The 12,762-nt window shown below is 66.3% G+C and carries 10 protein-coding genes, 1 tRNA gene and 1 pseudogene; 7 read left to right on the plus strand and 5 right to left on the minus strand.

All coding sequences use genetic code 11. The features are described from left to right. The first annotated feature begins 12 nt into the window (after nt 1-12). The 3 genes from ispH to F464_RS0116235 all read left to right on the plus strand — a co-directional run bounded on the left by ispH (nt 13) and on the right by F464_RS0116235 (nt 5,399). Complete coding sequence (ispH, locus tag F464_RS0116225) at nt 13-951, plus strand: 4-hydroxy-3-methylbut-2-enyl diphosphate reductase (protein WP_018990894.1); 939 nt, start codon at nt 13-15, stop codon at nt 949-951. A gap of 193 nt (nt 952-1,144) precedes the next feature. Then, the gene (locus tag F464_RS0116230) at nt 1,145-2,284 is read left to right on the plus strand and encodes an efflux RND transporter periplasmic adaptor subunit (protein ID WP_018990895.1); all 1,140 of its coding nucleotides are present in this window, start codon (nt 1,145-1,147) and stop codon (nt 2,282-2,284) included. Nucleotides 2,285-2,294: 10 nt separating this feature from the next. Next, nucleotides 2,295-5,399, plus strand: coding sequence for an efflux RND transporter permease subunit (locus F464_RS0116235; protein WP_018990896.1), 3,105 nt, complete (start codon nt 2,295-2,297; stop codon nt 5,397-5,399). An 80-nt stretch (nt 5,400-5,479) separates the two neighbouring features. Here F464_RS0116235 and F464_RS0116240 read toward each other — a convergent pair whose 3' ends face one another. After that, on the minus strand, nt 5,480-6,583 hold the full coding sequence (locus F464_RS0116240) for an aromatic ring-hydroxylating oxygenase subunit alpha (RefSeq protein ID WP_026296068.1): 1,104 nt from the start codon (nt 6,581-6,583) through the stop codon (nt 5,480-5,482). Between the two features lie 127 nt (nt 6,584-6,710). Between F464_RS0116240 and xseB the strand changes: the two genes are divergently transcribed. From xseB to folE2, 4 genes are read left to right on the plus strand one after another with little or no spacing between them, the layout of a single operon-like run. Beyond that, on the plus strand, nt 6,711-6,956 hold the full coding sequence (xseB, locus tag F464_RS0116245; RefSeq protein WP_018990898.1) for an exodeoxyribonuclease VII small subunit: 246 nt from the start codon (nt 6,711-6,713) through the stop codon (nt 6,954-6,956). Nucleotides 6,957-6,979: 23 nt separating this feature from the next. Next, nucleotides 6,980-7,849: a polyprenyl synthetase family protein gene (locus tag F464_RS0116250; protein ID WP_051092311.1), complete on the plus strand. Its 870-nt coding sequence runs from the start codon at nt 6,980-6,982 to the stop codon at nt 7,847-7,849. A gap of 23 nt (nt 7,850-7,872) precedes the next feature. Then, the gene (gene dxs / locus F464_RS0116255; RefSeq protein WP_018990900.1) at nt 7,873-9,738 is read left to right on the plus strand and encodes a 1-deoxy-D-xylulose-5-phosphate synthase; all 1,866 of its coding nucleotides are present in this window, start codon (nt 7,873-7,875) and stop codon (nt 9,736-9,738) included. 57 nt (nt 9,739-9,795) lie between these two features. Next, entirely contained in the window at nt 9,796-10,605 is an 810-nt protein-coding gene (folE2, locus tag F464_RS0116260) for a GTP cyclohydrolase FolE2 (RefSeq protein ID WP_018990901.1), read from the plus strand. 96 nt (nt 10,606-10,701) lie between these two features. Here folE2 and F464_RS0116265 read toward each other — a convergent pair whose 3' ends face one another. The 4 genes and pseudogenes from F464_RS0116265 to F464_RS0116280 form a co-directional block, all read right to left on the minus strand. Beyond that, a complete protein-coding gene (locus tag F464_RS0116265) occupies nt 10,702-11,151 on the minus strand; it encodes a MaoC family dehydratase (protein WP_018990902.1) in 450 nt (149 codons plus the stop codon). Between the two features lie 191 nt (nt 11,152-11,342). Then, entirely contained in the window at nt 11,343-11,624 is a 282-nt protein-coding gene (locus F464_RS0116270) for a hypothetical protein (RefSeq protein ID WP_018990903.1), read from the minus strand. Between the two features lie 387 nt (nt 11,625-12,011). Then, nucleotides 12,012-12,623: pseudogene (locus F464_RS0116275) on the minus strand (spermine/spermidine synthase domain-containing protein); the annotation flags it as partial. Between the two features lie 54 nt (nt 12,624-12,677). After that, nucleotides 12,678-12,754: transfer RNA gene (locus tag F464_RS0116280), tRNA-Pro, on the minus strand. Nucleotides 12,755-12,762 lie beyond the last annotated feature (8 nt).

The raw sequence follows: 12,762 nt of genomic DNA on the forward strand, positions 1-12,762 counted from the left end.
ACAGAGACCATAATGAAAGACCCTGAAATCCTGCTCGCCAACCCGCGCGGCTTCTGTGCCGGCGTGGAACGGGCGATCGAAATCGTCGAACGCGCGCTGGAACGCTTCGGCGCACCGATCTACGTGCGCCACGAAGTCGTGCACAACAAGTTCGTCGTCGACGGCCTGCGCGCCAAAGGCGCCGTGTTCGTCGAAGACCTCGACGAGGTTCCGCCGGGCAACACCGTCATCTTCAGCGCCCACGGCGTGCCCCAGGCGGTGCGCGCCGAAGCCGAGCAGCGCGGCCTGCGCGTGTTCGACGCCACCTGCCCGCTGGTGACCAAGGTGCACATCGAAGTCGCCCGGATGCGCGAACAGGGCCGCGAGATCGTCATGATCGGGCACAAGGGCCACCCCGAGGTCGAAGGCACGATGGGCCAGGTCAAGGACGGCATCCATCTCGTCGAAAAGGTCGACGACGTCGCGACCCTGCAGGTTGCCGACCCGGAAAAACTCGCCTACGTCACCCAGACCACCCTCTCGGTGGACGACGCGACGACCCTCGTCACGGCCCTGCGCGAACGCTTCCCCGCCATCGTCGGACCAAAGAAGGACGACATCTGCTACGCGACGCAGAACCGGCAGGACGCCGTCAAGTTCATGGCACCGCGCGTCGACATCGTCTTCGTCGTCGGCTCGCGCAACAGCTCGAATTCCAACCGCCTGCGCGAAGTGGCCGAGCTGCTCGGCGTGCCCGCCTACCTCATCGACAACGCCGACGGCATCGACCCGGCCTGGATCGCCGACAGGACGCGCATCGGCGTGACGGCCGGCGCATCGGCCCCGGAAGTGCTCGTCGATGCGGTCATCGAGCGCCTCAAGGCACTCGGCGGCGGCTCGGTACGGACCCTCGAAGGCGTTCCCGAGCGCGTCACCTTCCCGTTGCCCAGGGAACTGCAGACCGACGCCTGAGCGCGCGGGGCAACACGCGCGCGGCCGGGGCCGTGCGTGTTGCCAAGCCGCGCGCAAGCAGGCTAAATATGCCGTCGTCGAGCGCCGTACGCCGGAAAGTCCGGCCTGCGCTCCCCTCCGTACGCCGGTGCTGTCCTGCGCGTGCCCAACTCGAGGACCGGAGCGATCCAGCCCCCCGGGAGTCCCTGCCGCAATGAACCGCAAACCTTCCTGCTGCGCCTGGGCGCTCCTGTCTGCCGCTGCCCTCACCCTGCTCGGCGCATGCAGCGCACCGACTGCCGACGCCCCGCCGGCGGGCCGTCCGGCCACGCCCGCGCGGCCCGCCCTGACGGTACGGGCGGCGACGCCGCAGCCGGTCGCATGGAGCAGGACGATTCCCGCGACAGGCAACGTCGCCGCGTGGCAGGAAACCATCGTCGGCAGCGAGATCGGCGGACTGCGCATCGCCCAGGTGTTCGCGAACGTCGGCGACCGGGTGAAGAAGGGCCAGGAACTGGTGACCCTCGACGACGCCGTCGTGCAGGCCGACCTTGCCCAGGTCCGCGCACAGTTGCAGGAAGCCCGGGCCATGCACGCCGAGGCGCGCGCCAACGGTGACCGCGCGCGCCGCTTCCAGCCGACGGGCATGATGAGCGAGCAGCAGGTCACCCAGTACCTGACGGCCGAGCAGACCGCCCGATCGCGCATCGACCTCGCTGCAGCACGGGTGCAGCTCGCCGAGCTGCGCGTGCGTCAGACACGCGTCCTCGCGCCCGACGACGCGCTCATATCCGGGCGCGCCGCAACGGTCGGAACGGTGCCGCAGGCGGGCCAGGAACTCTACCGCCTGATCCTGCAGGGACGCCTTGAATGGCGCGCCGAGGTCGCAGCCGCCGACATCGGCCAGATCCGCCCCGGTGACACCGCAAGACTGACGCTGGCCGGCGGCGAGACTGCCGCAGGCCGCGTGCGCAGCATTGCCCCCTCGATCGACCCGCAGACCCGCAACGGCATCGTCTACGTCGACCTTGCCGACAGCGCCGCAAAGGCCGGCATGTTCGCAAACGGCGAGATCATGCCGGCGGCACAGGAAGCGCCCCGCGCGCTGAGCCTGCCGCAGACGGCGGTTCTCCTGCGCGACGGCTTCTCCTACGCCTACCGTATCGGCCCGGACGCCCACGTCACGCAGGTACGGGTGACGCCGGGCCGACGCCGCGGCGACCGGATCGAGATCCTTTCCGGAATTGCGGACGGCGAGCACTTCGTCGAGAGCGGAGCCGGTTTCCTGAGCGACGGCGACCTGGTCGAGGTCGCCGCGCCCTCTACCGCACCCGCCCCGGCACCGCAGCAGTGAGACGCCCACAATGAACGTTTCGGCGTGGTCGATCCGCAACCCGGTTCCCGGCGTGCTGCTGTTCATCCTGCTGAGCCTGCTCGGCATGCTGTCATTCGCACGCATGAAGGTGCAGAACTTCCCGGACATCGACCTGCCGACCGTCGTGCTGAGCGCCAGCCTGCCCGGCGCCGCGCCGGCACAGCTGGAGACCGAAGTCGCGCGCAAGGTCGAGAACTCGATCGCGACGCTGCAGGACGTCAAGCACATCTACACCCGCATCCAGGACGGCGTCGCGACGATCACGACCGAGTTCCGACTCGAGAAGCCGACGCAGGAGGCGGTCGACGACATCCGCGACGCCTTCTCGCGCGTGCGCTCCGACCTGCCGACCGATCTGCGCGACCCGGTCATCCAGCGCCTCAACCTCTCGGGCCTGCCGATTGTCACCTATACGGTCGCCTCCGCCACACAGGACGAGGAAGCGCTCTCGTGGTTCGTCGACAACACGGTCGCCAAGGCCCTGCTGTCCGTGCCCGGCGTCGGACAGATCACGCGTGTGGGCGGCGCCACGCGCGAGGTGCGCCTGGAACTCGACCCCGCGCGCCTGCTTGCACTCAACGTCACCGTCGCCGACATCTCGCGCCAGTTGCGGCGGATCCAGCTCGAGTCGTCGGGCGGGCGCACCGAACTGGGCAGCGGCGAACAGGCCGTCCGCACGCTCGCCACGGCGCTCAGCGCGGCAGAGCTCGCAGACATGGACATCGTGCTCAGCGACGGCCGCCACGTGCGCCTCGGCAGCCTCGGGCGGCTCGAGGACACGGTCGCCGAGCGCCGCTCGGCTGCGCTGCTGGACGGAAAGCCCGTGATCGGCTTCGAGATCGTGCGCGCGCGCGGCGCCGGCGAGGTCGAGGTCGCCGAAGGCATCGCACGACGCATCGCGGAACTATCGGCGACGCATTCCGACTTCGTCTTCCGCGAGGCCTACAATTTCGTCGACCCCGTGCGCGAGGGCTACCACGGCTCGCTGTGGCTGCTCGCCGAAGGCGCAGTCCTCGCGATCATCGTCGTCTGGTTCTTCCTGCGCGACTGGCGCGCCACCTTCGTCGCCGCCACGGCCCTGCCGCTCTCGGTGCTGCCCGCGCTGATCGGCATCGAATACCTCGGCTTCTCGATCAACGTCGTGACGCTGCTGTCGCTCTCGCTCGTGATCGGCATCCTCGTCGACGACGCGATCGTCGAGATCGAGAACATCGTGCGCCACCTGCGCATGGGCAAGACGCCCTGGCAGGCCGCGATGGAAGCCGCCGACGAGATCGGACTCGCGGTCATCGCCACCACCTTCACGCTCGTCGCCGTGTTCCTGCCGACGGCCTTCATGAGCGGCGTATCGGGCAAGTTCTTCAAGCAGTTCGGATGGACCGCGGCACTCGCCGTGATGGCCTCGCTGCTCGTCGCGCGCATGCTCACGCCGATGATGTCCGCCTACCTGCTGCGCCCGATGCCGCACCAGCCCCACGAAGGCCGGCTGACCACGCGCTACCTGGGCTGGGTGCGGGCCTGCCTGCGACGGCGCTGGCTGACGATGCTCGCCGCGCTCGGCTTCTTTGCCGGCTCCCTGGCACTCATCCCGCTCCTGCCCACCGCCTTCATGCCGGCCGACGACCTCGCCCAGACCCTGGTCTCGGTGGAGTTGCCGCCGGGCAGCCGCTTCCGCGACACCCTCCGCGTTGCCGAACAGACGCGCGAAATCCTCGGACGCAACGAGCACGTGAAGCGCGTCTATACGGCCGTAGGCGGTGGCACCGCCGGCACCGACGCCTTCGCCGCCGGCGGAGCCCCCGAAGTGCGCAAGGCGTCGCTGACGATCAATCTCACCCCCCGCACCCAACGGACCCTCACCAAGCAGCAGATCGAGGCGCAGCTGCGCGAGGCGCTGCGCGCCCTGCCCGGCGTGCGGGTGCGGGTGGGTCTCGGCGGGGCAGGCGAAAAATACGTGTTCACGATCACCGGCGACGACGGCGACATGCTCGCCCGCATCGCCCGCCAGGTCGAACGCGAGCTGCGCACGATCCACGGCATCGGCAACATCACCTCCAGCGCCAGCCTCGTGCGCCCCGAGGTCGTCGTGCGCCCGGATTTCGCCCGCGCCGCCGAACTCGGCGTCACCGCCGCGGCGATCTCCGATTCGCTGCGCATCGCGACCGCCGGCGACTACGACTTCGGGCTCGCCAAGCTCAACCTGTCCGAGCGCCAGGTGCCCATCGTCGTGCGCCTGCCCGAAGCCGCGCGCGGCGACCTCGACCTCATCGCGCGCCTGCCCGTACCCGCGAGCCGTGGCTACGTGATGCTGGGCAACGTCGCCGACATCGGCCTCGAAAGCGGCCCGTCCGAGATCGCCCGCTTCGACCGGCGCCGCAACGTCAATTTCGACATCGAACTCACCTCCCGTCCCATGGGCGAAGTCCAGGCCGCAGTCGGCGCACTGCCCGCGCTGCAATCGCTGCCCGCCGGCGTCACCTGGCAACCCGTCGGCGACGCCGACGAGATGCGCACGCTGTTCAACAGCTTCGGCATCGCAATGCTCACCGGGGTACTGTGCATCTACGTCGTGCTGGTGCTGCTGTTCCGCGAATTCACACAGCCGGTGACCATCCTCGCCGCGCTGCCGCTCGCGATCGGCGGCGCCTTCGTCGCGCTGCTGCTCACCGGCAAGAGCTTCTCGCTGCCCTCGCTGATCGGCCTCATCATGCTGATGGGCGTGACGAGCAAGAACTCCATCCTGCTGGTCGAATACGCCATCGTCGCGCGTCGCGACCATGGAATGCCCCGCCTCGAGGCGGTGATCGACGCGTGCCGCAAGCGCGCCCGGCCGATCGTCATGACCACCATCGCGATGGGCGCCGGCATGCTGCCGATCGCGCTCGGCATCGGCGTCGACCCCTCCTTCCGCGCACCCATGGCCATCGCCGTCATCGGCGGACTGGTCACCTCGACCCTGCTGAGCCTGCTCGTCATCCCGGTCGTCTACACGCTCGTCGACGATTCGCTCGCGCGCCTGCGCAAACGGGGCGACCGGCACGCCGAGCCCCGCGACGGTCAGCCCGCGACGGACGCCGCCACGCCTCGTCCCTGAACGCGAAAAAAAGGGCCGCCCGCGGGCGACCCTAGTCCGATGCTCGTCGAAGGTGCGTCGAGGTACCCTCGATGCGCCACCTAGCGGGGATGATCCCCCATGATGCGGCGATAGAACTCGTGGAAATGCTGCATCCCGTCCTCGTACGGCGACTGGTAGGGGCCGACCTCGTTGCGCCCCTCCTGCAGCAGCGCCCGGCGGCCGCGATCCATGCGCTCGCCGATCACGTCGTCCTCGATCGCCGTCTCCATGTAGGCGGCCTGCTCCGCCTCGACGAACTCGCGCTCGAACTCGACGATGTCCTCCGGATAATAGAACTCGACGACGTTGGTCGTGCGGTTCACGTCCGTCGGAATCAGCGTGCTGACGACCAGCACGTGCGGATACCACTCCACCATCACGTTCGGATAGTAGGTGAGCCAGATCGCTCCCTGCTCCGGTCGCTTGTCCCCGTAGTAGTCCAGCACCGCCTTGTGCCACTTCCGGTAGGTCGCGGACCCCGGCTTCGCCAGCGAGGTGATCCCCACGCGCTGCACCGAGTACCAGTCGCCGAACTGCCACGTCAGGTCGTCGCAGGTCACGAAGTTGCCCAGTCCCGGATGGAAGGGCACGACGTGGTAATCCTCGAGATAGACCTCGATGAAGGTCTTCCAGTTGTACTTGCACTCGTGGATCTCGACGCGGTCGAGCTTGTAGCCGGAGAAATCGAACTGCCCGGTCACATTCATGCCGGCGAGATCGGCCGCAGCCGAACGCGGGCCGGCAAACAGCAGGCCGTTCCAGTTCTCGAGCGCATCGCGCTTCAGGTTGAGGCAGGGATTCTCGGGAAAATGCGGCGCGCCGAGCAGCTCGCCCTTCTGATCGTAGGTCCAGCGGTGTATCGGGCACACGATGCGCTCGGTCTTGCCAGAACCTTCGAGCATGATCGCCTGACGGTGGCGGCAGATGTTCGAAAGCCGATGAACGCCGTCACCGCTGCGAAACAGAAGCTTGGAATGATCGAGCCACTCGAGCGACCGGTAGCTGCCGACCTCCGGCACCATCAACTCATGACCGACATAGCCCGGTCCGGCCTGGAACAACAGACGTTTTTCGAGCTCGAAGATGCTTTCGTCGAAATACGCCGACACCGGCAACTGAGACACCGCCGGGGACAATTTGGCCTTGGAAGCAAGGTCGGACACCCCCGAACCTCCCATGAAAAGTCAAGAAATTCGGAAAAACCAGCGGAGCATTTTATGCGAGAAGTAATTTGACCGCCAGTAGCGCGATCGGTAACTTTTCTTCCTTTTACGGGCCCCGCTTCGAGTCATGGCAAAGACGGCAAACTCGCCGAAATCCTTCGAATCGGCCATCGCCGAACTCGAATCGATCGTGCAGGAAATGGAAACCGGCAACATCACGCTGGAACAGGCGCTGGAGCACTACCAGCGCGGCGCCGGCCTGCTGAAATACTGCCAGGAAACCCTGCAGGCGGCCGAGCAGCGCGTACTTCAGCTCGAGAACGGCGTGCTCACGCCGCTCGACAACCCCGACGACAGGAGGAGCCCGGAGTGAGCGGGAATCATTTCGCCGCCTGGATGGAAAGCGTCCAGCACCGCACCGAAGCCGCGCTTGGCGCGATCCTCCCCGAAGCGTCCATCGCACCGCAACGCCTGCACGAGGCGATGCGCTACGCCGTCCTGGGCGGCGGCAAGCGCGTGCGTCCGCTCCTCGTCCATGCCGCCGGCGAGATCGCCGGCGCCGACCCCGAGCGCCTCGACCGCATCGCCTGTGCCGTCGAGCTCATCCATGCCTATTCCCTCGTCCATGACGACCTGCCCTGCATGGACGACGACGTCCTGCGCCGCGGCAAACCGACCGTACATGTCGAATATGACGAGGCGACCGCGCTGCTGGTAGGCGATGCGCTGCAGGCGCTCGCCTTCCAGACCATCGCCGAAGGCCGCGTAAACGACGTCCCCGCCGTGCAGCTCGAGATGGTCGCACTGCTCGGACGCGCCTCCGGGTCGCGCGGCATGGCCGGCGGCCAGGCCATCGACCTCGGCGCCGTGGGCAAGCAGCTCACGCGCGAAGAGCTCGAGTTCATGCACATCCACAAGACCGGCGCCCTGATCCGGGCCTCGGTGCTGCTCGGCGCGCAGTCCGGCGCCCCGCTCGCCCCCGACGCACTGGCGCGGCTCGACCGCTACGGCAAGCTCGTCGGTCTGCTGTTCCAGGTCGTCGACGACATCCTCGACGCCCAGGCCGACACCGCGACGCTGGGCAAGACCGCGGGCAAGGACGCAGACCGGAACAAGCCGACCTACGTCACCTTGCTGGGCCTGTCCGAAGCGCGCACGCTGGCCGACGTCCTGCTTGCCGACGCCCGCGACGCCATCACATCCTTCGGTGCCGCCGCCACCAGGCTGGACGAACTGGCGAGCTTCATCGTCCACCGCCGATTCTGAATTCCGCCCTGCCGGACATCCACATGCCTCAGTACCCCCTGCTGCACCGCATCGACTCACCGTCCGACCTGCGCCGCTTCGACCGGCGCGACCTGCACGCGCTCGCGACCGAGCTGCGCGCCTTCCTGATCGATTCGGTATCGAAGACCGGCGGACACCTGTCGTCGAACCTCGGCACCGTCGAGCTCACGATCGCGCTGCACTACATCTTCGACACACCCGAAGACCGCATCGTCTGGGACGTCGGCCACCAGACCTACGGCCACAAGATCCTGACCGGGCGCCGCGAGGCGATGAGCGGGCTGCGCCGTTTCGGCGGCATCTCCGGATTTCCGCGGCGCTGCGAGAGCGAGTACGACACCTTCGGCACCGCTCACTCCTCCACCTCGATCTCGGCCGCGCTGGGCATGGCGGTCGCCGCGCGCGACCGTGGCGACAGCGAACAGCGCTCGATCGCGGTCATCGGCGACGGCGCGATGTCCGCCGGCATGGCCTTCGAAGCGCTCAACAACGCAGGCGACACCAGCGACGTGAACCTGCTGGTGATCCTCAACGACAACGAGATGTCCATCTCGCAGCCGGTCGGCGCGCTGACCAAGATCCTCGCGCGCATGCTCTCGGGCAGCACCTACAACGCCGCGCGGCGCGCCGGCGAGAAGGTTCTCGGCGTCGCGCCGCCGATGCTCGACTTCGCCCGCAAGGTCGAGGAACACGTCAAGGGCCTCATCACGCCGGGCACGCTGTTCGAGGAATTCGGCTTCCATTACTACGGCCCGATCGACGGCCACGACCTCGACGCGCTGATCCCCACGCTGCAGAACCTGAAGAAGCTCAACGGCCTGCAGTTCCTGCACGTGATCACGCGCAAGGGCCAGGGCTACAAGCTCGCCGAAGCCGACCCCATCCTCTACCACGGCGTGTCGAGCTTCGACCACCGCGCAGGCATCCAGAGCGGAAAGGGCGGCGGCAAGCTCACCTATACCCAGATCTTCGGCGACTGGCTGTGCGACATCGCCGCGCGTGACGACAAGGTCGTCGGCATCACGCCGGCAATGCGCGAAGGCTCGGGGATGGTGCGCTTCGCGAAGGAATTCCCCGAGCGCTACCACGACGTCGGCATCGCCGAGCAGCACGCCGTCACGTTTGCGGCCGGTCTCGCCTGCGAGGGCTTCAAGCCGGTGGTCGCGATCTACTCGACCTTCCTGCAACGCGCCTACGACCAACTGATCCACGACGTCGCGCTGCAGAACCTGCCCGTCGTGTTCGCGATCGACCGCGCAGGCGTGGTCGGCGCGGACGGCGCCACGCACCACGGCGCCTTCGACCTGTCCTACCTCGCCTGCATCCCGAACATGGTCGTGATGACGCCCGCCGACGAGAACGAGTGCCGGCAGATGCTCTACACCGCCTACCGGCACAACGGCCCCACTGCAGTGCGCTATCCGCGCGGCAGCGGCATGAACGTGCGCCCCGAGGCGATGATGGCCGAACTGCCCCTGGGCAAGGGAGAGATCCGCCGCCAGGGTAGGAAGGTCGCCCTGCTCGTCTTCGGCAGCCTCCTGACCAATGCGCTGCTGGTCGGCGAGGAGATCGACGCGACCGTCGCCAACATGCGCTTCGTGAAACCCATCGACGCGGCACTGATCGAAGAACTGAGCACCAGCCACGAACTGATCGTGACGCTGGAGGAAAACGCGGTGATCGGCGGCGCGGGCTCCGAAGTCGCGCGCGTGCTCGAAAACCTGCCCCACCGGCCCCGCTTGCTGCGACTTGGCTTGCCGGACCATTTCGTCGATCATGGAGACCAAAGCCAGCTGTTCGAACAGGTCGGATTGCACCCCGCGGGGATCCTGAGCGCCATTGAGCGCGTCTATGTGCGCAATAGCTGAGCAGATTTGTCGGGAAATGATACGATTGACCGGCTGCAACCAAACAGAGAACGCGACATGAAATCCCACGAGAGCCACGCCATCCCTGACGTCCAGAACGCCAACGACAATCGTCAGCTGGCCATCAACAAGGTTGGCATCAAGTCGATTCGGCACCCTATCCGGGTCAGCGACAAGAGCGGCGGCGTGCAGCACACCATCGCGACCTTCAGCATGTATGTTGGGCTTCCCCACAATTTCAAGGGGACCCACATGTCGCGCTTCATCGAGATCCTCAACGGCAACGAACGGGAGATCTCGGTCGAATCGATCGAGCCGATGCTGCGCGAGATGGTCAAGCGCCTCGAGGCCGAGACCGGCGTCATCCAGATGAGCTTCCCGTACTTCATCAACAAAACGGCCCCGATTTCCGGCGTCCAGAGCCTGATGGACTACGAAGTGACCTTCGTCGCGGAAATGCGCGAAGGCGGCGAGTACGTGTTCGAAATGAAGGTCGTGGTGCCCGTCACGAGCCTGTGTCCGTGCTCGAAGAAGATTTCCGAATACGGCGCGCACAACCAGCGTTCGCACGTCACCGTCACCGCACAGACCAACGATTTCCTGTGGATCGAGGAGCTGGTCCAACTCGTCGAGAGCCAGGCCTCGTGCGAGCTCTACGGCCTGCTCAAGCGCACGGACGAGAAGTTCGTGACCGAGCGCGCCTACGAGAATCCGAAGTTCGTCGAGGATATGGTGCGCGACGTCGCCGGCCTCCTTAACGCAGAAAAGCGCATCGACCGCTACGTGGTGGAATCCGAGAATTTCGAATCCATCCACAACCACTCGGCCTACGCGCTGATCGAACGCGACAAGCGCAGCGACGCCTGAGCCGGCACGACGCCTGAACGGAAAACGGGAGGCCGCACACAGCGGACCTCCCGTTTTCTTGTCGCCTGCAATGGCCCAAGAAAGGGCCCGAACACGTCAAGCGCGCGCGGGAACCATCATCTCCGCCTCGCCTTCGAGCACCACCTTGCCGCCCACCGCGCATACCGTGTCGAAGATCGCGCGCCGCTTCGGGGTATTCAGCTCCTTCAGTGTGACGCGTGCCACGACCGTGTCGCCCGACTTCACCGGCGCCTTGAACTTGAGCGTCTGCGACAGGTAGATGCAGCCCGGCCCGGGCAGCTTGTTCGCGAACAGCGCGGAGATGTAGCTCGCCGACAGCATGCCGTGGGCGATGCGGCCGCCGAACATCGACGACTTAGCAAATTCGTCATCCATGTGCGCCGGGTTCGTGTCGCCCGACACGCCCGAGAACATCAGGATGTCGGCATCCGTCACGGTGCGGCCGGAGGCTGCAGTCATGCCGACCTTCAGATCCTCGAAGCGATACCCGAGAAACTCGGAAAAATCGTGCGTTTGTTCAGTCATCTCTATCAGTTTCCCCTGAATCCCCTTTCCGGCGCGAAATCGTCGTTCGCGGCATGGGGCTTTGGATTTATGGAAGCAGTCGGCCCCGTTCGCGGGGCTCGACCCTAAAAGCATAACCCAGACGTCACGACAGACGTGTGACAGACCGCAACCGCACTACCCGCTGCGGGCACCTTCGCAACCGCCAGGGACTAGCCGCCGTGCGCCTGCTCGTACGCAGACGGGCTGATCCCCGCCTGGGCGAGATATTCGCGCAGCTGCTTGATGTCCTGCTTCGTGCAGGCGCTGCCGTGGTGCGGATAGTGCAGGAACCCCTCGACCTTGTTCAGCACGATGCGAAAACGGGCCCCGTGCGCCGGTTCGATGGTCGCACCGAGATGATTGAGAAGCGACTCGACCTCACGCCAATGGATGTTGGCACTGATCGGGTCCTGGAAGATGGCGCGCAACAGCGCGATGTGCTTGTGGCTCATGATCTCGACCTCCTTCCGATGGCGCCTCGTCCGACGTGGCCGTCCGCGCCTTTGTCCGGGTGCGCCTTGCGCTCAGTCGCCCCGCGTGCGGCGCGAGTCATCGCCCCACAGGTCGGGACGGTAGTGCGCGCGACGCTCGAGGCGCTGCTGGATACGTTGTGCCGTCGACATTATCCCAATCGGGTGGTGCGTGGCGAGCATTCGAGCACGTTCCGACAGCTGCTGGCGCCGCGGCGGAAAGCCGCGCCCCTTGCATGCGAAAGCGATGCGATTGCTGTCGTGCTCGGCGCCGATCGCGACGAAGCGGTCCTCGAAACTGTCGCGAATGCGCGATGCGTACAGGCCGTAACGCCGGTCCCCGGACCAGAGGTTCACGGCCATGACGCCCCCGTCGGCGAGCATCGTGTGACAATCATCGTAGAATCCGGTCGAACACAGGCCATCGGGCTGACCACAGCGATCGAAGCCGTCGATCAGCAGGACGTCAGGGGCATGCTCCCGCCTGCGCACGTAATCCGCACCATCGGCGCACACCACCCGAAACCGCTCTCCGTCCGACGGGATGCCGAAGGCGTCGCGTAGCGCAATCACGTCCGGATCGATCTCGACGGCAGTGAACCGGACATCCGGCAGGGTGCGCAGACAGTATTTCGCCAACGACCCGCCGCCGAGTCCGATCATCACGATGTCGCGCGGATCGGGATTGAAGAGCAGGAATCCCATCATCGCGCGCGTGTAGTCGATCTCGAGAGTGTCGGGATCGTCGAGCCGCATCTGACTCTGCACCGTCAGGGCCTCGAAGTGCAACGCGCGCACGCCGTCCACTTCGACGACATACGGACGCCCCTCCTCGCCTGATGTCGACGCGAGAGCGCAATACCGCAACAGGGAAAGTTGATCGAGCGTCATATCCGTGCCCCGGTCACTACGCGACCGGAGATTCCGAAGGTACGTCACCGTGGTGACAGCGATGGTAACGCGCGGCGGACCCGAACGCATCTTCCAGGTCCGGAAACAAAAAGACCGCCTTTCGGCGGTCTTTTTGTGAATTCCTGGTCGGGGAAAGAGGATTCGAACCTCCGGCCCCTGCGTCCCGAACGCAGTGCTCTACCAGGCTGAGCTATTCCCCGACGCTTTG

Source organism: Aromatoleum toluclasticum ATCC 700605, from assembly GCF_000378245.1.
Lineage (GTDB): Bacteria > Pseudomonadota > Gammaproteobacteria > Burkholderiales > Rhodocyclaceae > Aromatoleum > Aromatoleum toluclasticum.

Coding starts and splice junctions, on each gene's coding strand:
- ispH (WP_018990894.1), top strand. CDS start 13: ATGAAAGACCCTGAAATCCTGCTCGCCAACCCGCGCGGCTTCTGTGCC.
- xseB (WP_018990898.1), top strand. CDS start 6,711: ATGGCAAAGACGGCAAACTCGCCGAAATCCTTCGAATCGGCCATCGCC.
- F464_RS0116250 (WP_051092311.1), top strand. CDS start 6,980: ATGGAAAGCGTCCAGCACCGCACCGAAGCCGCGCTTGGCGCGATCCTC.
- F464_RS0116265 (WP_018990902.1), bottom strand. CDS start 11,151: ATGACTGAACAAACGCACGATTTTTCCGAGTTTCTCGGGTATCGCTTC.
- F464_RS0116270 (WP_018990903.1), bottom strand. CDS start 11,624: ATGAGCCACAAGCACATCGCGCTGTTGCGCGCCATCTTCCAGGACCCG.
- dxs (WP_018990900.1), top strand. CDS start 7,873: ATGCCTCAGTACCCCCTGCTGCACCGCATCGACTCACCGTCCGACCTG.
- F464_RS0116235 (WP_018990896.1), top strand. CDS start 2,295: ATGAACGTTTCGGCGTGGTCGATCCGCAACCCGGTTCCCGGCGTGCTG.
- folE2 (WP_018990901.1), top strand. CDS start 9,796: ATGAAATCCCACGAGAGCCACGCCATCCCTGACGTCCAGAACGCCAAC.
- F464_RS0116230 (WP_018990895.1), top strand. CDS start 1,145: ATGAACCGCAAACCTTCCTGCTGCGCCTGGGCGCTCCTGTCTGCCGCT.